General features: G+C 67.9%; 23 protein-coding genes. 4 read left to right on the top strand and 19 right to left on the bottom strand.

Features of this window, described 5'->3' with window-relative positions:
- Nucleotides 1–81: 81 nt before the first annotated feature.
- From ACTJJM_RS00660 to ACTJJM_RS00595, 14 genes are all read right to left on the bottom strand, one after another.
- Nucleotides 82–1,272 (bottom strand): substrate-binding domain-containing protein, encoded by a 1,191-nt coding sequence (locus ACTJJM_RS00660; RefSeq protein WP_010485337.1) that lies wholly within the window; start codon nt 1,270–1,272, stop codon nt 82–84.
- A 217-nt stretch (nt 1,273–1,489) separates the two neighbouring features.
- Nucleotides 1,490–2,689: a type II secretion system inner membrane protein GspF gene (gspF, locus tag ACTJJM_RS00655; protein WP_049455120.1), complete on the bottom strand. Its 1,200-nt coding sequence runs from the start codon at nt 2,687–2,689 to the stop codon at nt 1,490–1,492.
- A gap of 7 nt (nt 2,690–2,696) precedes the next feature.
- Complete coding sequence (gspE, locus tag ACTJJM_RS00650) at nt 2,697–4,130, bottom strand: type II secretion system ATPase GspE (protein ID WP_019659863.1); 1,434 nt, start codon at nt 4,128–4,130, stop codon at nt 2,697–2,699.
- Nucleotides 4,127–6,508, bottom strand: a complete 2,382-nt coding sequence (gene gspD / locus ACTJJM_RS00645) for a type II secretion system secretin GspD (RefSeq protein ID WP_440865040.1) — start codon at nt 6,506–6,508, stop codon at nt 4,127–4,129. Before gspD ends, gspE begins: the two co-directional genes overlap by 4 nt.
- Nucleotides 6,505–7,032, bottom strand: coding sequence for a type II secretion system protein GspM (gspM, locus tag ACTJJM_RS00640; RefSeq protein ID WP_019659865.1), 528 nt, complete (start codon nt 7,030–7,032; stop codon nt 6,505–6,507). Before gspM ends, gspD begins: the two co-directional genes overlap by 4 nt.
- Complete coding sequence (gspL, locus tag ACTJJM_RS00635; RefSeq protein ID WP_043396239.1) at nt 7,029–8,192, bottom strand: type II secretion system protein GspL; 1,164 nt, start codon at nt 8,190–8,192, stop codon at nt 7,029–7,031. The genes gspM and gspL overlap by 4 nt, the downstream gene beginning before the upstream one ends.
- Nucleotides 8,189–9,094, bottom strand: coding sequence for a type II secretion system minor pseudopilin GspK (gene gspK / locus ACTJJM_RS00630; protein ID WP_440865039.1), 906 nt, complete (start codon nt 9,092–9,094; stop codon nt 8,189–8,191). The genes gspL and gspK overlap by 4 nt, the downstream gene beginning before the upstream one ends.
- A gap of 9 nt (nt 9,095–9,103) precedes the next feature.
- Nucleotides 9,104–9,541: a type II secretion system major pseudopilin GspG gene (gene gspG, locus ACTJJM_RS00625; RefSeq protein ID WP_019337773.1), complete on the bottom strand. Its 438-nt coding sequence runs from the start codon at nt 9,539–9,541 to the stop codon at nt 9,104–9,106.
- Nucleotides 9,542–9,598: 57 nt separating this feature from the next.
- Nucleotides 9,599–10,183 carry a hypothetical protein gene (locus tag ACTJJM_RS00620; RefSeq protein ID WP_019659868.1) on the bottom strand — a complete coding sequence of 195 codons (585 nt, stop codon included), beginning with the start codon at nt 10,181–10,183 and terminating at the stop codon, nt 9,599–9,601.
- A 120-nt stretch (nt 10,184–10,303) separates the two neighbouring features.
- Nucleotides 10,304–10,855 (bottom strand): hypothetical protein, encoded by a 552-nt coding sequence (locus ACTJJM_RS00615; protein WP_049437569.1) that lies wholly within the window; start codon nt 10,853–10,855, stop codon nt 10,304–10,306.
- 58 nt (nt 10,856–10,913) lie between these two features.
- Nucleotides 10,914–11,894 carry a FecR family protein gene (locus tag ACTJJM_RS00610; protein ID WP_440865038.1) on the bottom strand — a complete coding sequence of 327 codons (981 nt, stop codon included), beginning with the start codon at nt 11,892–11,894 and terminating at the stop codon, nt 10,914–10,916.
- A 69-nt stretch (nt 11,895–11,963) separates the two neighbouring features.
- On the bottom strand, nt 11,964–12,494 hold the full coding sequence (locus ACTJJM_RS00605) for an RNA polymerase sigma factor (RefSeq protein WP_019337777.1): 531 nt from the start codon (nt 12,492–12,494) through the stop codon (nt 11,964–11,966).
- A gap of 16 nt (nt 12,495–12,510) precedes the next feature.
- On the bottom strand, nt 12,511–13,191 hold the full coding sequence (locus tag ACTJJM_RS00600) for a TonB-dependent receptor (RefSeq protein WP_329836766.1): 681 nt from the start codon (nt 13,189–13,191) through the stop codon (nt 12,511–12,513).
- 455 nt (nt 13,192–13,646) lie between these two features.
- Complete coding sequence (locus tag ACTJJM_RS00595; protein WP_005413654.1) at nt 13,647–14,111, bottom strand: Lrp/AsnC family transcriptional regulator; 465 nt, start codon at nt 14,109–14,111, stop codon at nt 13,647–13,649.
- 127 nt (nt 14,112–14,238) lie between these two features.
- Here ACTJJM_RS00595 and ACTJJM_RS00590 point away from each other — a divergent pair, with 127 nt between their 5' ends.
- The 4 genes from ACTJJM_RS00590 (at nt 14,239) to ACTJJM_RS00575 (ending at nt 17,456) form a co-directional block, all read left to right on the top strand.
- Complete coding sequence (locus tag ACTJJM_RS00590) at nt 14,239–14,970, top strand: AzlC family ABC transporter permease (protein ID WP_019337799.1); 732 nt, start codon at nt 14,239–14,241, stop codon at nt 14,968–14,970.
- Nucleotides 14,967–15,281 carry an AzlD family protein gene (locus ACTJJM_RS00585; RefSeq protein WP_019337800.1) on the top strand — a complete coding sequence of 105 codons (315 nt, stop codon included), beginning with the start codon at nt 14,967–14,969 and terminating at the stop codon, nt 15,279–15,281. The genes ACTJJM_RS00590 and ACTJJM_RS00585 overlap by 4 nt, the downstream gene beginning before the upstream one ends.
- A gap of 220 nt (nt 15,282–15,501) precedes the next feature.
- Nucleotides 15,502–15,930, top strand: coding sequence for a PAS domain-containing protein (locus ACTJJM_RS00580; protein WP_010485321.1), 429 nt, complete (start codon nt 15,502–15,504; stop codon nt 15,928–15,930).
- Nucleotides 15,927–17,456 carry a diflavin oxidoreductase gene (locus ACTJJM_RS00575; RefSeq protein WP_010485320.1) on the top strand — a complete coding sequence of 510 codons (1,530 nt, stop codon included), beginning with the start codon at nt 15,927–15,929 and terminating at the stop codon, nt 17,454–17,456. The genes ACTJJM_RS00580 and ACTJJM_RS00575 overlap by 4 nt, the downstream gene beginning before the upstream one ends.
- Before the next feature lie 93 nt (nt 17,457–17,549).
- On the opposite strand, the gene ACTJJM_RS00570 is transcribed toward ACTJJM_RS00575, so the two are convergent.
- The 5 genes from ACTJJM_RS00570 to ACTJJM_RS00550 are packed head-to-tail and all read right to left on the bottom strand — an operon-like array spanning nt 17,550 to nt 21,660.
- On the bottom strand, nt 17,550–18,218 hold the full coding sequence (locus tag ACTJJM_RS00570) for a sulfate/molybdate ABC transporter ATP-binding protein (RefSeq protein ID WP_134729019.1): 669 nt from the start codon (nt 18,216–18,218) through the stop codon (nt 17,550–17,552).
- Nucleotides 18,208–18,891, bottom strand: a complete 684-nt coding sequence (gene modB / locus ACTJJM_RS00565) for a molybdate ABC transporter permease subunit (protein WP_005413347.1) — start codon at nt 18,889–18,891, stop codon at nt 18,208–18,210. Before modB ends, ACTJJM_RS00570 begins: the two co-directional genes overlap by 11 nt.
- A 3-nt stretch (nt 18,892–18,894) precedes the next feature.
- A complete protein-coding gene (gene modA, locus ACTJJM_RS00560; protein ID WP_440865037.1) occupies nt 18,895–19,638 on the bottom strand; it encodes a molybdate ABC transporter substrate-binding protein in 744 nt (247 codons plus the stop codon).
- 19 nt (nt 19,639–19,657) lie between these two features.
- Complete coding sequence (locus ACTJJM_RS00555; protein WP_109814269.1) at nt 19,658–20,434, bottom strand: helix-turn-helix domain-containing protein; 777 nt, start codon at nt 20,432–20,434, stop codon at nt 19,658–19,660.
- An 11-nt stretch (nt 20,435–20,445) separates the two neighbouring features.
- Nucleotides 20,446–21,660, bottom strand: coding sequence for a coproporphyrinogen III oxidase (locus tag ACTJJM_RS00550; protein WP_010485316.1), 1,215 nt, complete (start codon nt 21,658–21,660; stop codon nt 20,446–20,448).
- Between the last annotated feature and the right edge of the window lie 108 nt (nt 21,661–21,768).

Raw genomic sequence — 21,768 nt, 5'->3', positions numbered from 1 at the left:
ATGCAGCGGACATACGCAGAAGGCGCCGGCATTGCTGCCGGCGCCCTTGTGCGTTTCCTGCAACTACCAAAGCAATCGCAGTTACAGCGGACGGCCGATGCCCGAGCAGGTGCTGGGGTTGTTCACGGCCCCGGCGTTGGTGGCGGTCGCAAAGCGGGTGCGGATCGCATCACGCCAGGCCTTGGTCAGCGGGATGAACTTGTGCGCGCGGATGGCGGCGTCGTTCGGGCCCTGCTCCACGCCGTTGATCACCGTGCTGCCGTAGTGGCGGGTCAGGAAGCCGCGGATGTTGGCGCCCACGGTGCCGTTCTTGTAGCACTGGCCGAACACGAAGTTGGTGTAGCCCGCGATCGGGTAGCCCGCGTTCGGGTTGCCGAACACCGGCACCCAGTTGGCCGGGTTCTCAGCGGCGGCATCGGTCGGCGGAGCGACGGTTTCCAAGGTCGCCTGCACGCTCACTTCGTCCGGCGAGAAACCCTTGACCTTGGCGACCTTGGTGGCGTCGGTCAGGCTCGGGATCACGTCCGGGCCGACGTAGCCGATGCGGCCATCGGCAGCGTACACGGCGTTGTACACCGAGGTGCCGCCGGTGGCCGGGGCAGCGACGAAGTTCGACGGAACCGTGGTGAACAGGTTGGCGAAGGTCGACTGCACCGAGAAAGCCGGCACGCCATTGGTCAGCTTCAGCGCGGTACCGGAGACGTCGGCCGGCTTGCAGGCGCTGGTCAGGAAGCGGGCCAGCAGCTCGGTGGTACCGCTGCTCTCGCCACGGTAGACCACCTGGATGGCACCGCTGCGGGCGCTGTCGATGCTCGACCAGCTGGTGATCTTGCCGGAGAAGATGCCGCAGATCTGGGTCACCGACAGGTCAACGGCCGAACCGGCCTTGTTGAACGGAATCGTGACCGAGGTGGCTACCGACGGGATCTGCACCAGGGCGCCGTAGCGGTTGGCATCGCCGGACACGTTGTAGGTGCTGTTGTAGGTGTTCAGCTCGGTGCTGCTCAGCACCGAATCGCTACCGGCGAAGTGCACGGTACCGGTGGTGGAGAACAGCGCCGAGTTGTTTTCCAGGAAGGCCTTCTTGCCGGTACCCGAGCCGGTCACGGCGTAGCTGAAGTTGGCCGGCAGGATGCTGTCAGCCGAACCCTTGTAGAGGTCGGCCGGCAGCGAGGCGCCGCCGCCGGTGACGGCGGTCTGGGCCGAAGCGGCACCGGCAGTGGCCAGCAGCGCGGTGGCAACCAGCGCGGCCAGGGTCTTGTACTTGTTCATGATCTTCTCCTGAAGGGTTTACTGCGAAGGGAAACACCAAGGGAGGAACGGTCACTACACGCCTGCTGCCGCCGAGGGCCTCCCAGCCCACTCTGCGGCGACGTGGCTATGCTGGTCCGCGCCGATGACAGGCCGCTTAAGAAACCTCTGGAAGATCAGAAAAAGGTGTGGAGGATTGTGTGGAGAATCGAAATCGTGCCGCGCTGCGCGTTGCGCATCACTGCACCAGCTGATTCATTTCCATGATCGGCATCAGCACCGCCAGCACGATCGTCAGCACCACGCCGCCCATCACCAGGATCATGGTGGGTTCCAGCAGCGCGGTCAGCGCCATCGCGCGACGCTCGATCTCCCGCGAGATCGTCTGCGCAGCGCGATCCAGCAGCGGCGCCAGCGAACCGGTCTTCTCGCCACTGGCCACCAGATGCACCAGGATCGGCGGATACACCTTCTGTACTTTCAATGCAGAACCCAACGCAGCGCCTTCGCGTACGCGCGCGGACACGTCGTCGGCGCAACGCGCCAGCAACGCGTTGCCCAGGGTCTGCCGCGCGGCCTCCAACGCGCGCAGCAGCGGCACGCCCGCATCCAGCAGGATCGCCAGCGTCGAAGCAAAGCGCGCACTGTTCACCCCCAGCACGAAGCGCCCGACCATCGGCACCCGCATGAGCATCGCGTCCCAGCGCAGGCGCAGCTCGGGCCGGCGCAGCGCCAGCCGCCACACCACCACCAGCGCAGCGATGCCCAGCCCTACCCACACGCCCCAGCTGCGCACGAAGGCGCTGGCCGCCAGCATCACCTGGGTCAGCATCGGCAGCGTCTGCCGCGCCTGCACGAACGCGGTCACCACCTGCGGCACCACGTAGCTGAGCAGGAAAATCACGATCGCCACCGATACCAGGCTGATCGCCGCCGGGTAGATGAAGGCGGTCAGCACCTTGGCCTGCAGCGCGTTGCGTTCTTCGATGTAGTCGGCCAGGCGCTCCATCACTCGCGCCAGGTCGCCGGAGTCTTCACCTGCCCCCACCAGTGCCCGATAAATCGGTGGGAAATCGCGCGGCCGCGCGGCCAATGCCACGGTCAGGCGCTGGCCGGCACGCACGTCGGCGCGTACCGCGGTGAGTGCCTGGGCCACGTGCGGGCGCTCGGCCTGCTCGATCACCGCACTCAATGCGCCTTCCAACGGCAGGCTGGCGGCCAGCAGACTGGCCAGCTGGCGCGTGGCCCAGGCCAGCTCGCTGGCGGACAGCCGCCGAGCGCCCCAGCCACTGCCGGCACTGCGCGCCGCGCTGACCTGCACAGGCGTCAGCCCACGCCCGCGCAACAGCTGGCGCGCACCGCGCGGGCTGTCGGCATCCAGCTGACCCTTCTCGATGCGGCCCTGCGCGTTGGCAGCCTGGTAGTCGAACAGTGCCATGCAGACCTCAGTCGTCGCCGGTGACGCGCAGGATTTCTTCCAGCGTGGTCACCCCGCTGTCGACCCAGCGCTGGCCGTCCTGTCGCAGGGTCCGCATGCCGGCACGCCGTGCCGCCTCTCGTAGCGCAGGCTCGCCCTGCCCTTCATGGATCAACGCGCGCGCGCGGTCGTCCACCACGAACAACTCATGGATGCCGGTGCGTCCGCGATAGCCGCTGTTGGCGCAGGCCGCGCAGCCCACCGCGCGCCATACGGTGCGACCCTCGCCGTCTACCTCGGCACGACGGCACTGCGTGCACAGCCGCCGCACCAGCCGCTGCGCCAGTACGCCGCGCAACGACGAAGCCAGCAGGAACGGCTCCACGCCCATGTCGGCCAGGCGGGTCACCGCCGAGATCGCATCGTTGGTGTGCAGCGAGGCCAGCACGCCATGCCCGGTCAGCGACGACTGCACCGCAATCTGTGCGGTTTCCAGGTCGCGGATCTCACCAATCATGATCGTGTCCGGATCCTGACGCAGAATCGCGCGCAGCGCGGTGCCAAAGCTCATGCCGATGCGCGCGTTGACCTGGATCTGGCCGATGCCGGCGAAGTCGTACTCCACCGGGTCTTCCACGGTGAGGATGTTGCTGGTGCTGCTGTCGAGCTGGCCCAGTGCGGCGTACAGCGACGTGGTCTTGCCGCTGCCGGTCGGCCCGGTGACCAGCACGATGCCGTGCGGCTGCCGGATCAACCCGGTAAACGTGGCCAGGGTGTCATCGGCCATGCCGAGTCGCTGCAGCTGCAGCCGGCCGGCATCCTTCTCCAGCAGGCGCAGCACAGCACGCTCACCATGCCCCGTCGGCACCGTGGAGACACGGATATCCAGTGGCCGGCCGCCCACACGGATCGCGATGCGCCCGTCCTGCGGCAGGCGCTTCTCGGCGATGTCCAGGTGGGCCATGATCTTGATGCGCGACACCAGCGCCGCATGCAGTGCGCGCCGGGGCTGCACCATGTCGCGCAGCGTGCCGTCCACCCGGTAGCGCACCACCGAATGGGTCTCGAACGGCTCGATGTGCAGATCGCTGGCGCCATCGCGTGCAGCCTGTGCCAGCAGCGCATTGATCATGCGGATCACCGGCGCATCGTCCTGCGCATCCAGCAGATCGGTGACCTCCGGCATGTCCTGCATCAGCCGGTCCAGGTCGACTTCGCTTTCGGCGGCACCGACCACGGCAGCGGCATCACCGCCGTCACGGTACTGCTCACCCAGCCGCTGCTGCCAGGTCGCGGCATCCAGTGTCTGGAACGGCAGCGGTCCATGCCGGCGGCGCAGCTCGGCCACGGCCCACGCCGCGGTGTCGGCGGTGCCAAGCAGCACCGGCTCGCCGCCGGCCTCGGACAGCATCACGCCATGGCTGCGCACCCAGGCGTACGGCAGCGGCGCGGCGGCGCTCACGGCCCAATCACCAGTTCCGGCGTGTAGCCCAGCCCACGCAGCTGCTGCAGTGCCGGGTCCAGCGTTGCCGGATCGCGCGGCAATCGCACGCGCAGGCGCTGCCCGCTCTCGCCCGGCATCGCTTCGGCATAGGCCTGCAAGCCCAGTGCCCGCACCTGCGCCACGCCCTGGCTGGCACGCGCCGGGTCCAGCCCCTGTGCGAACTGCACCAGCTGAGCATCGCCGTCACCGGCCGGATACAGCGCTGCCAGGCTGGTGTTCTGCAACGGCTGGCCCTGGCCATCGCGCGCATTGCCCTGGCCGAGCACAGACAGGTCCTGCGGCGGCAACTGCGGTGCCGACAGCGCCGGCAACGCCCAGCTCTGCACGGGTTGCGCACCGGCCTGCGCATTGCGCATGTAGTCGTAGCGGTCGCGGGTCAAACGCTGGCCGGCGGCGGGGTCACGCACCACGTGCGGGCGCAGGAACACCATCAGGTTGGTCTTGGAGCGCTTGCGCGTATCACTGCGGAACAGCGCCCCCAGCACCGGGATCCTACCCAGGCCCGGCACCGCATCACGGCCATGGCTGACGTTGTCCTCCAGCAGGCCACCGAGCACCATGATCTGGCCATCATCCAGCAGCACACTGGTATCCAGCGCACGCTTGTTGGTGATGATGCCGGCGGCACTGTTGGCACTCTGCGCATCGATGCTGCTGACTTCCTGGTAGATGTCCAGCTTCACCGTGCCGCCCTCGGAAATCTGCGGGCGTACGCGCAGCTTCAGGCCCACGTCCTCGCGCACGATGGTCTGGAACGGGTTGTTGCTGCCGCCACCGCCGTCGGTGACGTAGCGGCCGCTGACGAACGGCACGGTCTGGCCGACCATGATGCTGGCCGCCTCGTTGTCCAGCGTCATCAGGTTCGGCGTGGACAGGATGTTGGCACCGCCCTTGCTCTGCAGCGCAGTGGCCAGCGCTTTCATGTTGAGGATCTGGCCGACACCGGGCAGGTTGATGGTGCCGTCGATCACGCCGATCTTCAGGCCATCCTTGGGCAGCACGTCCAGCGTGGTACGCGCGCCGGTATTGAGCCCGCTGCCGCCGGTGGCACCACCGAAGTGGGTGCCACCAAAGGTACGGCCATTGCCCAGCATCCACTGCACGCCCAGCTCAGCCGCGTCGGTCTGGTTGACCTCCACGATCAGGCTCTCGACCAGCACCTGTGCACGGCGCTGGTCGAGCTGGTCAATCACCCGCCGCAGGTTGCGGTACACCGGCTCCGGCGCCGAGATCAGCAGCGTGTTGGTGGCCACGTCCGCCTGCACCGAGATGCCGTTCTGGCTGAAGCCGGTGCTTCCCGCATCGATCGGGTCACGCCGGCTCGGGTCCAGCCGCTGCGATTCCAGCGCATTGCCTCCGGTCTTGGCCTGCTGCGGCTGCGACGGCTGCGCGGGCGCGGAACGGTTGGCGTCACCCAGCAGTGGTGTGATGCCTTCATTGCTGCCCATCGCCGCTGCATCGCTCTGACCCGCCACCACGCCTCGCAGCACACCGGCCAGCTGGTTGGCCTGGGCATTGCGCAGGTAGACCACATGCAGGTTGCCGGATTCATCCTGGGCACGGTCCAGCTTCTCCACCAGCTGACGCGCCAGGCGGGTGCGCCCGGGGCTGCTGGAACGCAGCAGCACGCTGTTGCTGCGCGGGTCAGCCATCACCACCACCTTCTGGGTGGGCTCGGCGCCCTGCGCATCCAGCAGCGGCGCGACCATCGCCGCGACGTCAACGGCAATCCCCTGCTGCAGCTTCACCACATCGGTATCCATGCCGGCCGGTGTATCGACGCTTGCGATCACCCGTGCGATGCGCTCCAGGTTGTCGGCGTAGTCAGTGATCACCAGGGTGTTGTTGCCCGGATTGGCGGTGATCGGATTGTCCGGACTGATCATCGGCCGCAGCACCGCCACCAGCGCCGCTGCGTTCTCGTAGCGCAGCGTGAAGGTGCGGGTGGTCACCTCACCGCCGGCACCACCAGTGCCGACGCGTCCTCCCAACAGCTTGGCATCGGCCTGCGGCACCACCCGGCTGACGCCGCCGTTCTCTACCACGGCGAAGCCACGCATGCGCAGTGCGCCCAGCAGCAACTGGTAGGCCTGGGTACGGCTGACCGGGCCATCGGAAACCACTGTCATCTTGCCGGTCACCCGTGGGTCGACCAGGAACTGGCGGCCGGTGAAGCGTGCGGCCATGCGCAACACGCCACCGATATCGGTGTCGACCAGGTTCAACTGCACCGGCTCATCGCGGGCGTCCTGCGCCAGCACCGACGCCGGTGCGTGGGCCATGCACACGATCAAGGCCAGTGCGGTACTGCAGGCAAGGCTGCGCATCGCCCTCATGGATGGGCACCCACGTTGAGCGCCATCACGATGTTTCCGGAAATCCGCGCCGCCGGCATGTTCGCATCCCCTGTGCGTGTCAGTTGCAGCTGCTGCAGTTCGATGGCCGGATCGGCCAGCACGGGCAGCAGCCAGTTCCACAGCGCGTCAGCGGGCACCGCGTGCACCTGCAGGTGCCAACGCCCGTCGCGCGCTTCGATATGCAGTCCGTCGGCGAGGCCGGCTGACTTGATTCCATCACGCAACCCGGCCATCGTCGGGCGCTGCCCCTGCGTCTGCTGCTGGCGCTCGCGTGCCTGCAGCAGTGGTGCCAGTACACGCGCCTGTGCCTGCAGCCGCGGCAGCTCGGCCTGCCAGTGCGTGCGCTGCTTCAGCAGCGGCTCCAGCCACAACATCCACAGACCCGCCGCGAGCAGCGCCACCACCATCACCCACAGCATCAGCCGGTCGCGCGGTGGCAGGCGTTGCCAGCGTTGCTGCAGGCCTGCCAGTCCCTCGCCCAGTCGCAAGGTTCGGGTGGTCACTGTCCAGCCCCGTTCACCCGCAGGCGTCCACCGGCTTCGCGCGCCAGCTGCAGGCCCTGCGCCTGCACCGCCTGCTGCCAGCGTTCAAGTCGCTGTGGATCATCGGCCAATGCCTGGGCATCGGCATCCAGCTCCATGTCCAGCTGGCCCGGTTGGTAATGCAGGCTGCGCACCTGCCCCGCCAGCTCCGGGACCGCCTGCAGCGTGCTGGCAACCTGGCGCTGCAGCGGCGGCAATGGCGGCGCCGGCGGTGGCACCGCAAGTGCTCGCCTCGCCTGCAACACCGGGTCCACCACATCGGTGACCTCCGGGAAGCGTGCGCTGAACTGGCGTGCCATGTCCTGTTGCAGGGCCTCGCCCTCACTTCGCCACCGCGAGACCTGCAGCTGCAGACCGAGCGCGGCCAGCAACATCGCCGCCAATGCCAGCCCGATCGCAAGCCGCGGCGCTTTCTGGCTCGCCCCGGGCAGCGGCAATGACCAGCCTGGCAAGGGGCCAGAGGCCTGCCGTTCATGGGGGATGGCGGTGGCCGGCAGGCTGTCCGGCCACGTGGGCGGCACACCATCGATCCACTGCACGGCCTGCATGCCGGCCTGTTGCAGGCGCACTGCCAACGCATGCATCACCGCACAGGCATCACGTCCGCCATACCATTGAACGAAACCCCGGTCGCGCCCGCTGCGTACCAGCAGGTGCTCGCCGCTGACCTGCAGCGTGGCATGACCGTCCTGCCAGGGCAGCAGCAGCGGCGTCGGATACAGCGCCTGCAACCGCAGTGCACACGAAGCCAGCAGCTGCTGCGCCTGCAGGAGCGCCTGCTGGCCCAGCCAGGCCACAGGAACCGTGCCGTCCGTCGCCTGCACACCGTGGGCCAGCGCTACCTCCTGCAGGTCATCCAGCAGCATCGCCTCCACCTCACCCTGCAGCGCCGACTGCAGACGGCGCCCGGACAACGGTGGCAACTGCAGTTCCAGCAGGATCAGGTCGTTCGGATCGAGGCAGGCATGCACCGCAGCCTGCGGATGGCGCAGGCCCAGCGCCGCCAGCGTGTCGCGGCCGTGAGCCAGCACCTCGCCCTTGTGCAGCTGCGCCCAGTCCACCGCGCTGTCGGCGCGCAGACGCTCAAGCGCCGGCAAGCGCACCCGAAGCTGCACGGTCATGCGCCGATCCTCGTCCACACGCGTTGCACACGCACGCCATCGTCGCGGTACTCGCGCCAGAGCAGCGCGCGAAAATCAACCGCGCTGCCGTCAGCCTGCACCTGGCCGACTGCCAGGAACCACTCGCTATGGATACCCAGGGGAAGCACGGCCATCTGTTCGTTGCTCAGTTGAAGTCGATTGGCGATGTCGCCGCGGTTGAGCAGCCAATGACCGCCGTCGCGCTCACCGAGCAGCGCCTGCAGCCGTGCGGGCTCGACCGCAGGCGTCACCGCCTGCAGAACGCTCAGGTCGCTGGTATTGGCGTTGACCAGGGTCTGCGCCGGCAGCACCACGGTGCGTCGCGCCAGCGCCTGCAGTGCCACCGGATCGGCACCGGCCAGTGCCTGCGCGATCAGTGATTCGCGCGGCAGTGGGGCCTGTGCCTGGATGTCACCGTCGCGCAGGCGCGCCTGGATGTGGTCCGCCGCGGATGCGCAGGCACCCTGGCCCAGCCCCTGTGCAGCACACAACGCGATGAACGCGCGCCGCGCCTCGGGGTCCGGCCTGCCATGTGCCAGCAGGTTGCGCAGGTTGAACATCGACTGCGCATCGACCAGTTGCAGCTGCACCGGCAACGGCGCCTGCAGTTCCAACGGGCGCGCCCAGCGCCCGCTGCGCACCGTGGTCAGCTGTTCCCTTACATCCTCACGCAGCTGCTGCGCCGCACGCTCCAGCGTTGCGTCCACCGCCATGCGCACCTGCGCGCGTAGCTGGTCACCACGCAGCGCACGCAACTGGGCCGACTGCCGGGTCAGCAGTGCCGTGGCAATCACCGCCACCAGTGCCACCACAAGCAGGGCGACGATCACCGCCATGCCACGCTGGCGGGTGCACGAGACCGAACGCGTCCGGGCTGTCATCAGCACGCCTCACAGCTGCCAGGAGCCGATATCCGCGTTTCCGGCGTCGCCACCGGGCTTGCTGTCCGCCCCCAGCGAGAACACATCGACGTCGCCATGGGTTCCGGGAATCTGGTACTGGTACGGATGGCCCCACGGGTCATTGGGCAGGCGATCCAGGTACGGCGTCACCGGCAACCCACCGCTGCCCTGCGGCGGCTTCACCAGCGCCTGCAGGCCCTGCTCGGCACTGGGATAGCGACCGTTGTCCAGCTTGAACAGCTTCAAGGCCTGCATCAATGCGGCGATGTCCTGGCGCGCCGCCACCACGCGTGCCTGGTCGGGACGGTCCATCAACCGCGGCACGATCAGCGCGGCGAGGATGCCGATGATCACCACCACCACCATGATCTCGATCAGGCTGAAACCCTTCTGCCGAGCTTTGCGACCACGAACCTGCCTTGCCATTGTTCCGCCCTCGTCATCCTGGAAGAGACCGCTGCGCCATGGTCAGCGGTGCATGTGTCAGTACGATAAACATCCGCCGGCAATTCGCTGCGCGTGTGCCCGTGCGGGCGAACCACGCGCAGCCGGTGCACATGCAGACTCGAACAGATGCCGCGGTACGCTGGCCAGCGCATCGTCGATGCAGCCGCGCAGCAACGGATGCGCGCAGGCCTGCAGCAGCCGCACGCACTGCATCGGAGACCACGCTGTTCCATGATCGAGGCCGATGAACATCCGATAGGCCTGGTGATAGCGCAGGTCGTCGTACACGCGCTGGGCACTATTCAGATCGCGCATGACCACCAGCAGGGCCGCGCGTTGCAGCAGCCGCGCATCGCCTGCATCAAGCGGCAGCGGGCTCATGGCCGCTTCGGGCCAGGGCCGCAGCTGCAGATCGATGGCTTTTCGCAGCGCCACCAGTGGGTGCGCACTACCATCCAGTGCCGCCCAGCGCGCCGCATCTGCCCAGGCGTCACTGGACAACACCCAGACCCAGGAGTGCCCATAGCGCTGCACGTTCAATGGCGTATGCCGTGCCTGCTCCAGTGACTGGCTCAGGTGACGATCCAGCTCCAGCATGCTGATCCTGCGACTGTCTGCCATCGGCGCCGCCCGTGCTCCGCGACGCGTGGTGCGCCGTACTCTGGAGAAGACGTCAGCAAGGCAGGTGAAGCGACAGCGCACACGCAGCTCTGTGCGCTGCGTGGCGCTTCATCGCCAACGTCATCGCAGCGTCATCTGCCTGCAGGCTTCGCGCTCCAGTCGCGGTGCGTCGCCTCCGCAACGGCGCGCCAGTATCGCCACGTCGCTGCGCGCGGCGAACGCGGCCAGCGCATCGGTCATCTCCGCGTCATCGCACCATGCCCCCATCGCAACGCGCAGCGCCGGCAATTGCCAGCTGTCCATCACACCGTGGGTGCCCGCCACGAACCAGTGCCACAGCCGATGGTGCAGCACCTGCTCGTGCAGCTGCGCCAGATCGTCAATGCCATGAACCCCCGTCAACAGCAGGGCGCGCGCGAGGACCGCAGGTGACAACGCACCGGCTTCAGACAGGGGAAGCGCCTGCTGCTGCAGGCGCAGCAGCATCGCCAGCGGGTGCGACTGCGGATCGAAATCCAGCAGCACCGCCTGTTGCTGCCACTGCGCATCGGACACCACGCACACCCAGGGCGAGCCATATCGATGCACCATCAACGGCCGTCGCTGCGTGGTTTCCAGCAACGCCGACAGATTGCGACGCAGATCCAGCACACCGATGGTCTCGTTGCGCATCCTTGGCTTCTCCTTGCTTGCAACAGCCCTGCGCGGTGCGCACGGCCAGCGTCTTCATCTATCCAAGGACGGCAATGCCACCCGGAAAGCGACGCAGATCCAGCGACATCGTCAGTCGCAGCTGCTCAAGTGCCGCGTCCGGATCATCGATGCGGAAACGACCGCTGACCGGTGCGCGCGCCAACGCCGATTCGCCCAGCAGTACCTTGCCGCGGCGGTAACGGTTGATCTCCTCCACCACCTCACGCAGCGGTGCGCGGCGGAACACCAGCATGCCCTCGGTCCAGGCACTCACTTCCGACGCCACGGCCTCGGCCACCACACCACTGAGGCGCTCGTCGTACTGGGTCTGCTGGCCCGCCTGCAGCTGCAGCCGGCCCTGCGGATGCTCGATGCGGGCACTGCCCTGCAGGCAGGTCACCCGCACCTGGCCATGGGTGTTGCGGACGTCCAGGCGCACCGCTCCCTCATCGGCAATCACGCAGCCCGGGCCCGCGAAAAACGCCAGGCGCAGGCCAGCCTGGGTCTCGATCGCAGCCTGGCCCTGCACCAGCTCGAAGCCTTCGCGCTGCGTGTCCGCGCGGCGGCGCAGGCTGCTCTGCGTATCCAGTTCGATCTTCAGCTGCGGCGAGGGCGCGATCTGCAGTCGCTCACCGGTGCCGGTGTGGAAATCGGCCGCCATCGCCGTCACCGAGGGCCATAATCCCAGCGGCGGACGGATCGCCGCCACCACCACCAGACTGGCCGGCGCGGCAATCGCCGCGCCCAGGAAGGCACGCCGGCTCCAGCGCTGGGCCGGCGACGGCGCGACCGGTTGGCGCGCGGCGGCGGGCAGCTGCTCGCCGGCCAGCCGCACCTGCTCCCACTGCCGGCGCGCACGTCCGAACGCTTCACGATGACGCGGGTCGGACTCGCACCACGCGCGGAACCGGCGCCCGTCGGCGGCGGTCGCCTCGCCCGAGGTCAGCCGCACCACCCACGCGTGCGCCTGACGCTCAACGGCATCCAACGGGCGTTGCGGGCGATCGTCAGGATCCATGGGGGCTCATGCCGGACCCGCACGCTGCGGGGTTCTGCTCGGCGTCAAAGTGTAGACGGATGCCGTCGCTCAGAACCGCACCTGGCGCCCCTGCCCGCTGCGCTCGGCCAGGTAGTCCTGGGCCGCCTTCAGCTCACGCTGCACCAGCCGCAGCGACACACCGAGGTGGTCGGCCACGTCGCGCTGCTGCAGGCCATCGACGCGGATTGCCAGCAGAATGCGACGACGGCGCTCGGGCATGCGCTGCAGCAGGCCGACCATGTCTTCCAGCGCGAAGTCCAGTTCGGCCGCCTGCGCCGGGCCGGGTGCCGGGTCGGCCATGTCCATCAGCGTATCCACCTCCTCCAGGCTCAGCAGGCGGTGGTCCGCACGTTGGCGGTCGATCACGGTATTCATCGCCATGCGCAGCAGGTAGGCCGCGGGGTTCTGCACGGCGTCCAGGCGGTCACGGCGCGCGCTCAGGCGCATCCAGGTGTCCTGCAACGCGTCGCCAGCCAGCTCTTCCGAGCCCAGCTTGCGCACCAGCCGGCGCTTCAACTCATCGTAGGCACCCAGAAGGTGGTCCATCAGGTCAACTGCCCCAGCCGTACCGTTGCTCATGTTCGAATCCTTGAAGTCATGGAAGGGGCGCGCGCCCGCCACAGTCGTGGTCGGTGCCGGATGGAAGGATCTGCAGCGTCACCGGCTGTGGCAGCGCGGTGGCCTCGGTCGCCAGCACCAGGCCCTGCATTGCCTGCAGCAGGTGAGCATCGCGGCGATCGCTGCCACTGCCGGACAGCAGCTCGGGCTCGCTCACCTGGCCCGCGCCGTCGATGCGGAAGCGCAGCGTCGCGGCATAGCGGCCGGGCGCGATCTCCGGGTCGTCACAGAACGCCGCACGCAGCCGCTGCTGCAGGCCGCCGTAGAGACGCCGACGTTCGGCCTCGGGAAGTTCGGCGCCAACACCCGATTCAGCGGCCGAGGGCGCGCCCCGGCGCAGCACCACGCGCTGCTCGCCGATCACCTCGGCCTCGATACCGGAGTCCTGCAGCAGCACCTGCAACGCAGGCAGCGGCGCCAGGCTGGCGCGCAGCGCATGGCTGCTGCGGCCTGCGGCAAGATCGCCCGGGTACATCACTGACCACCCACTGATGACGCTGAAGCGCTCGACCGCCTGTTCCAGCGGCTGCGCAGGGATGTCGTAGGCATGAACACCGTCCTGCGCGGCGGCGGCAAAGGACAGCAGCAGCCATGCGGCGATGGCCACCTTCCAAGTTCTGACCGCATGGTGTCCATTCAGCCCCCTGACGTAGAACACATGACCCTCGGCAGCGACAGCAGCTGCAGTGGACGCGCACCACGACCGGAACCCCGGCCCGCGCGCGACCCGCAAGCGGGCTCAAAACGTACCGGTGCCAGATGTCATTGCGATGACCGCCGCCACGGCTGACGCCGAGGCAGACTCCGTGGCGCCAGTCATGCATCAGGAATCAATGAACCGAGCAGACAGGTTCATCTGCGCACGGGATCCGACCCCGACAGATCGCGGAAACTGTCAGGCGGCGGGGCGGTATGGCCAGGCAGGACCGTTGGCGCCATGGATGGCGCCATCGAGCCCCCAAGGAAGGGTTTACGGCGTGTCCTGCCTGGCCATGCCGCCCCGCCGCCCCACGGAGAATCGCTGTTGCTGTTGCTGTTGCGCCTGAGGTTGCCGGCCAGCGGCCGGCACTACCCGCGGGTGCCGGGTGCAACCCGGCCGCAACCACCCATCCCTCAAAGCGGCAGCTGGGTCGTCTGCTTGATCCGCTGCATCGGAATCTCGGTCTTGGTGTTCTGCACCCCGGCAATCCGGTTCAGGTGCTGCATCTGGAACTGCCGGTAGGCATCAAGGTCCGCCACCGCCACCCGCAGCAGGAAATCGCAGTCGCCCGCCATCAGATGGCATTCAAGCACTTCCGGGAAAGACTTGATGCTGTTGATGAAGTGGTTGGTGGTGTCCTCGTCCTGCCCGCGCAGCCAGACCCGCACGAACACCGTGAAGCCACGGCCCACCTTGGCCTCATTCAGCAGGGCAACGTAGCGGTCGATGTAGCCGCCCTCCTCCAGCAGCCGTACCCGCCGCAGGCAGGCCGACGGCGACAGCCCGACCAGCCGGGCCAGCTCCAGGTTCTGCAGGCGGCCGTCGCGCTGCAGGGCGTCGAGGATGCGCCGATCGAGGTTGTCGAGTTGATACTGCATGCAATTTCGCCCTGGACGCCTTCAGCCGCATGAAATTTCAATCATCCAGAATCCAGTGGCATCAACGCAACCCGATTTCGCGATTGGACCGCTAGCATGGGCCACCCCCACCTTGTTGTGCCGTTCGATGGACGCCCGTACCACCCTCCCCCTGCCCGACACCTGCGATACCGCCCCGCGTGCCGAATTCCTGCGCGGCCTGCGTGCCGCCGTGCCGGTGATGATCGGCTTCATTCCCTTCGCCCTGGTGCTCGGCGCCCAGGCCGCCCAGAAGGGCCTGAGCGCACTCGAAGTGCCGCTGATGACCGGCCTCAACTTCGCTGGCGGCTCGGAGTTCGCCGCCGTCGAACTGTGGACCTCGCCGCCGCATATCGCACTGATCGTGGCGATCACCGCGCTGGTCAACAGCCGCCACCTGCTGATGGGCGCCAGCCTGGCCCCGCTGCTGCAGCATCTGCCGCGCCGCCGGGTGCTGCCGGCGTTGTTCTTCATGTGCGACGAGAGCTGGGCGATGGGCGTGGCCGATGCGCGCCGCCGTGCGCTCGGCTTCAGCCTGGCCTATTACCTGGGCGTTTCGGCAGGGCTGTACACGGTCTGGGTGGCCTGCACGGCACTGGGCGCGATCGTCGGCCCGATGTTGGGCGACATCCATGCCTACGGTTTCGACATGGCCTTCCCTGCGGTATTCCTGGTGCTGCTGCGCAGCATGTGGCAGGGCATGAAGGCAGCACGGCCGTGGCTGGTCAGCCTGATCGTGGCCGCCGCCACCTACCTGCTGATCCCGGGCGCGTGGTACGTGGCCAGCGGCGCACTGGCCGGCCTGGCGGCCGCCTGGCTGCTGGCGGAGGACGCGGAATGATCTTCAATGGACTGATCCACTGGACCTCGGTGCTGACCATCGTGCTGATGGCCGCCGCCACTTACCTGACCCGCATCGTCGGCTTCCTCGCGCTGCGCAACCGCACGTTGAGCAAGCGCGCCGTGACGGTGATGGAAGCTGCGCCGGGCTGCGTGCTGATCTCGGTGATCGCCCCGGACTTCGTCGCCGACAAGCCCGCCGACCTCGGCGCGCTGGCGATCACCCTGCTGGCCGCCACGCGGCTGTCGATGCTGCCGACGGTGCTGATCGGCGTGGCCTCGGCCGGCGTGCTGCGCTATCTGATGGGCTGAGGCGCTCACCCCTCCTGTAGAGCCGAGCCCACGCTCGGCTTGTGCGAACGGCAGCCGAGCATGGGCTCGGCTCTACAGTTCGAACCCGCGCCTGCGACACCCGGTCGCAGTCCATCGCGCCATCCGCTTGATCAATGTCAAACCGCCCGCCGCCGCGCGGGCGTATTTCTATGCAGGACCCGAACACGCCGGCGTTACCGGCATCCACAAGGACCCTGCGATGAGCTACACCCCCGACAACGTCCAGCTTCTGAACGCCATGCAGAACGTCATGGTGATCTCCACCACCGACCTGCAGGGCAATATCACCTATGCCAACGACCTGTTCTGCACGCTCACCGGCTTCGCCCGCGAGGAACTGATCGGCCAGCCGCACAGCATCGTGCGCCACCCGGATGTGCCCAAGGCGGTCTACAAGGACATGTGGGACACCATCAAGGCCGGCAAGACCTGGACCGGCATCGTGCCCAACCTCGGCAAGGGCGGCGTGCTCTATGTGGTCGATACCACCGTGCAGCCGCTGTTCGACGCCGACGGCAACATCACCTCGTACATCAGCATCCGCCGCGTGGTGAACGACCTGATGCAGAACTACGACCTGGTCGAGTTCAGCAAGGAAAAGTTCGACGACTTCTACGAGGCCGCGTGAACGCCCTCCCGGCCAGTACGCCCTTCAGCCGCCTGCTGGTGGGTTTCGCGTCCGAGTCGGGCAACGCCCGCGCCCTGGCCCAGCGCCTGGGCGCGGACCTGCAGCCGCACGGGCCGCAGGTGCTCCCGTTCAACGACATCGACGTGGCCAGTCTCGGCCACGGCGATGTGCTGCTGGCGATCTCCAGCTCGTTCGGCGATGGCGAACCGCCGGCCAATGGCGAGCAGTTCTTCGAAACACTGCGCCAGACCCCGACGCTGCGCGGCCTGCGCTATGCGGTGTTCGGCCTGGGTGACACCGGCTACCCCAGTTTCTGCGGCTTCACCAAGGCGCTGGATGTAGCACTAAGCGAGCGCCAGGCCCAGCCGCTGCTGCACCGCGTGGACGCCGATCTGGGCTACGAGCAGTTCTTCCAGCAATGGCAGCCGGTGCTGGGCCAGGTGCTGGAGGGTGACCTCAGCGCTGGCCAGGACCTGCGCCTGCAGGTCACCGCCTATGGCGAAGACAATGCCTTTGCCGCCCCCATTCTCGAGCGTCGCCGCCTGAACAGCAGCGACCCGGCCGCGTGGCACCTGCAACTGGACATTGCCGGCAGTGGCATGGCCTATCGCGCGGGCGACACCCTGCACGTAGTACCCGAGAACGATCCTGCCCTGCTGCAGGCATTGGCCACCTGGTACGGCGACACCACCGCCGTGGCCGCCCTGCATGACCGCGAGCTGCGCCTGCTGAGCAAGGGGGTGCTGCGCGAATTGGCCCGGCTCAGTGGCAGCGAATTGCTGAAGGACCTGTTGAAGGTCAGCCAGAAGCGTGAACTGGACGCCTACCTGCACGGCCTGGACCTGCTGGATGTGCTGCAGGACCACGCCACGCCGGACAGCGTGCCGCTGGCCCGGTTGCGCGAACTGCTGTCACCGCGGCTGCCGCGCGCCTATTCCATCGCCTCGCACCCGTGCGACGACCAGCTGAGCCTATGCGTGCGCGAAGTGCGCTACACCCTGCGCGGCCGCGAACGCTTCGGCACTGCCACCGGCAGCCTGCTGCATGGCGGCGACCATGCCCGTGTGTACTGCCGCTCCAACCCCGGATTCCATCTACCTGACACCGGCGAAGCGCCGCTGCTGCTGGTCGGCACCGGCACCGGCATCGCACCGCTGATGGGCCTGATGCAGGAGCTGCAGGCCAACGCCTGCGAACGTGAAGTGCACCTGGTGTTCGGCGAGAAGCATCGCCAGCACGACTACCTGTACCGCGACCAGCTGCAGGACTGGCACACGCGTGGCGTGCTGGCCGGCCTGCATACCGCGTTCTCGCGCGATGGCACCGAAAAGGTCTATGTGCAGCATGTGCTGCAGCAGCGCGCCAGCGAAGTGCGCGACGTCCTGGCCCGCGGTGGGCATCTGTACCTGTGCGGCAGCAAGCGCCACCTGGAAGGCGCGGTGCGCGAGGCCATCGATGCCATCGGTGGTGAAGGACACTGGGACACACTGCGGGGCGAAGGCCGCACGCACTGCGAATTGTATTGATCCTTTGATCCTGTAGAGCCGAGCCCATGCTCGGCCGCTGTTGGCGGTGTCGCGCAGAGCAGCCGAGCATGGGCTCGGCTCTACAGGCGCCGGTCAATCGCCGACGATGCGGCCGTCCACCACGCGCGCCACCTGCTGGCCGAACATGGCCACATCCTGCGGGTCATGGCTGATCAACAGCAACGGGATGCCGGTCCGGTCCAGCACCGTTTCCAGCTCCTGGCGCAGGTGCTGGCGCAGGTCGTGGTCCAGTGCGGAGAACGGCTCATCCAGCAGCAGCGCCTGCGGCTGCGTCACCAGGGCGCGCGCCAATGCAGTGCGCTGGCGCTGGCCACCGGAGACCTGCGAGGGCAGCAGATCGCCCACCGTGTCGATGCGGAAGGCGTGCAACCACTGCTCCACCGCATCGAAACGCTGGCCGAGCCCCGGATTCAACCAGCCCTTCTGCAGCCCGAACGCCACGTTCTGGCGCACGCTCAGGTGTGGGAACAGCGCGTAGTCCTGGAACACATAGCCCAGCCGGCGGCGCTGCGGCGGCAGATCCACGCCGGTGGCCGCATCGAACAGGGTCTGCCCCTGCACGCGCACATGACCCTGGCCCGGCCGCAGCAGCCCGGCCACCGCCTTCAAGGTCAGGCTCTTGCCGGCGCCCGAGGGCCCGAACAACACCACTTGGCGCTGCGTGCACTGCAGCGATACGTCCAACACGAAATCCTGGCCGGCCGCCTGCAGGCGACGCTGCACCTGCAGGTCAAGCCACATCGCGCAGCTCCCGGCGACGCCCGCCCACCAGCCGCGCAGCCAGCAACAGGATCACGATGCAGACCACCGAGGTCAGGATCACCAGCGCATTGGCCTTGCCATCCTGACCGGCCTGCACCGCCTCGTAGATGGCGATCGACAGCGTCTGCGTGCGGCCCGGAATGCTGCCCGCCACCATCAGCGTGGCACCGAACTCGCCCATGGCGCGTGCGAATGCCAGCAGCAGCCCGGCAAGAATGCCACGCCAAGCCAGCGGCAACGTGATGCGGAAGAACACCGCGGCTTCGGACACACCGAGCGTGCGTGCGGCTTGTTCCAACTGCCCGTCCACTTCCTCGAACGCCGCGCGCGCCGGCTTGAACACCAGCGGAAGCGAAGCCACCGCCGCCGCGATCACTGCAGCCTGCCAGGTGAACACCAGGTTGATACCGAACCACGACTGCAGCCACGCGCCGATCGGGCCATTGCGGCCGATCAGCACCAGCAGGTAGTAGCCCAGCACCGTCGGCGGCAGCACCATCGGCAAGGTCAGCAGCGAATCCAGCAGCTCACGGCCGGGAAATCGCCGCCGCGCCAGCAATGCGCCCAGTGCCACGCCCAGCACCAGATTGATCGCGGTGGCCCAGCCGGCCACCTTCAGCGACAACCACAGTGCGCTCCAGTCCAGATCCATGCCTCAGGGCTTGCCGAACCCGTGTTTGACCAGGATCGCCTGGCCCTGTGCCGAACGCAAGAAGGCGGTGAAGCGCCTGGCTTCCGCCTGCTGTGGGCTGGCCTTGATCACGGCCAGCGGATAGGCAATGCGCCCGGGCACCGGCACCGCGAAGGCACGGCGCACGCGGTTGGGCATCGCCTGCGCATCGGTGGCATAGACGAAGCCGGCATCCACTTCACCCCGCGCCACGTAATCCAGCGACTGGCGCACGTTCTGCGTCGTGATGATCCTGCCCTGCACCGACGGCCACAGGCCCGCCGCTTCCAGCGCGCCCTTGGCATAGCGGCCGACCGGCACGCTGTCCGGGTTGCCCAGTGCGATGCGCTGCACACCGGCACCGGCCAGGTCCTTCAAGGTATGCGGCGCAGCCTTGGCCTGCGGCGGCACCACCACCCACAGCGCATTGACCGCGAACACCTCGCGGGTACCGGCCGCCAGCAGGTCCTGCTGCTGGGCCTGGTCCATCGTGGTTTCGTCGGCCGAGGCGAACACATCCACCGGCGCGCCGCGGCTGATCTGCTGCAGCAGCACGCCGGACGCGGCGAAGTTGAAATCCACCTTGGTCCCCGGGTGCGCCTTCTCATAGGCGGCGCCCAGTTCGCGGAAGCTCTCGGTCAGGCTTGATGCCGCCGACACCGTCAGCTCGGCCGCCCAGGCCGGCACCGTGGCCAGCAGGCCCAGCAACAACAGTCCAGCTCGCTTCATCGTCGGCTCCCGGCCAGGTTCAGTTCGGATCGGATTCGTCGGCCACCGCCAGCGCTGCCAGGCGCTCGGGCTGCAGCAGCAGGATCTCGCGCTGCTTCACCGCGATGATCCCATCATCGCTCAGGCGGCGCAGCACGCGGCTGGCGGTTTCCGGCGCCATCCGCAGGTAATTGGCGATCTCGGTACGCGCCATCGTCAGGTTGAAGCGCCTGGCGGAAAAGCCGCGCCGCGCGTAGCGCTCGGACATGTCCAGCAGGAACGCAGCCATGCGTTCTTCGGTACGGTGGTTGGCGGCCAGGGTCGCGACCTTGCCGATCTCCGCGCTGAGCAGGCTGAACAGCTTGGCCTGTAGCCCCGGCATGCGGGTGGCCAACAGGCTGAGCTTGGGGAACGAGATGCGGCACAGGTGCACGGTGTCCAGCGCCACCGCATTGCAGGGAAAGCGTGAACCGTGGATCGCGTTGAGGCCGATCACTTCACCCGGCAGGCTGAAGCCCAGCACCTGCTCGTTGCCCTGGCTGTCATCGACGAAGGTCTTGACCATGCCAGCGCGCACCGCAGCAATCGAATCGAACGATTCGCCAGCGCGGAAAATGTAGTCACCCGCATGGAACGGACCGACATGGTCCACCAGCACGTGCAGATCGCCCAGTGCTGTCTTGTCGTAACCCTGCGACATGCATGCGTCGGAGAACGCACAGGTGCTGCAGAAGTGCAGTGCGTCGCCATCATCGGCGGCGGCGGGGTTGGGTGTGGCCCGGCCGAGACGGCCCTGCGAAGGCGGAATTGAAGACATCGGGGCAAGACTCAAGCGATGGCGGCCGCCGGCCGGAAGCATGCGGCCATCATACGCCACAGCAGGCGCCCTTCTTCGGCCAGGCGCAGTACGCGCGCATCCCACTGCGCCCAGCCGCGTGCCAGCAACGGCGACAACGCGGGCAGCTGTTCGGCAAAACATTCCTCGAACGGTTCATCGTTGCGCCACTCGAAGGCAGCCGCATCGAGGGCGTGGTCACAGGCGATGCTCTGCGCCACTTCGGCCACCAACCGCTCGTCCTCGGACAGGATCAACCCGGCAGACACGCCCATGTGCCCGGCCTGCAGCCGCGCACGCCATTCGCCGAGTTCGTCCTCCAGCCGGTAGAACACCTCGCCGATCTGGCTGCAGGCGGACAGCCCAAGGCCGATGAAATCGCTGCGGTCGCGGCGTGGCACACCGGCAAGATCGCAATGGCGCTGGCCATCGCCCGGACCGTGCGGGTTCGGCAGATCGCCGCGCTGATAGTGATCGCCACCGATCGGTTCATAACCCGCAGCGCGCAGCAGGCGCCAGGCCTGCAGCCAATGGACGGCCGAGGGATGTTCCGGCAGCGCACACGGCGCCGGCAGCAGGATGCGCTCCGGCGCCTCGGCCAGCACCTCGTGCAGCCGTTCAATGAAGCCGGCGTCCTCGCTGCCGGGTACCCGCAACTGGTAGTAGCGCGCGGTGAAGCCCACCTGTCGCGCCTGTGCCAGCAGGGTCGGCCCCGGTGCATCGGCACGATCGATCACGTTCAAGCGGGTGCAGCCCACCGCACGCAGCTGCGCCGGCGCCAGCGCGCTGCCTGCGTCCAGCCGCACCTCCACCTGGGGCCGCGCCACGGTGCGCAGGTGCTGCGGCACCGCATCCAGCAGCTGGCCCAGCTGCGGCGGCGGCAACGTCTCGGCCAGCCCCAGCTGCAGCACCATCGCCACCACTTCACGGTCCTCGGCCAGCGCGTCGGCCTGCAGCCGCAGCGCCAGCAGCAGGGTATCCAGATACGCCTGCGGTGGCGCATCGCGTCCGCCACGGCCGGCCTGGAAGCCGAGCGTCAAGCCACGCGGAATCAGGTGCTCGTTGCTGGCGCGCACGGCGGCGCGCCACCCGCTTTCGCCAAAGCCGGTGCTGAACTGGTCAGCCGGCGGAAACAGCACGTGCCGGGGCTGCCGCAGCAATGCCGCCTGCAGCGCAGTGTCCTCGCTCTCGTCAACGTGGAAGCTCATGGCAGACATCTTCGGGCGTTCCTCTTCGCGTGGCCCTGATTGAAATCAAGCGCGGCGCATCTGATGGTGGCTGCCGGACAGGGGGCAGGACTACCCCCTCCCCCCCAA

The sequence above is a fragment of the Stenotrophomonas sp. 22692 genome (assembly GCF_052045015.1).
Classification (GTDB): domain Bacteria; phylum Pseudomonadota; class Gammaproteobacteria; order Xanthomonadales; family Xanthomonadaceae; genus Stenotrophomonas; species Stenotrophomonas geniculata.
This window is presented reverse-complemented; position numbering and strand designations above follow the sequence as displayed.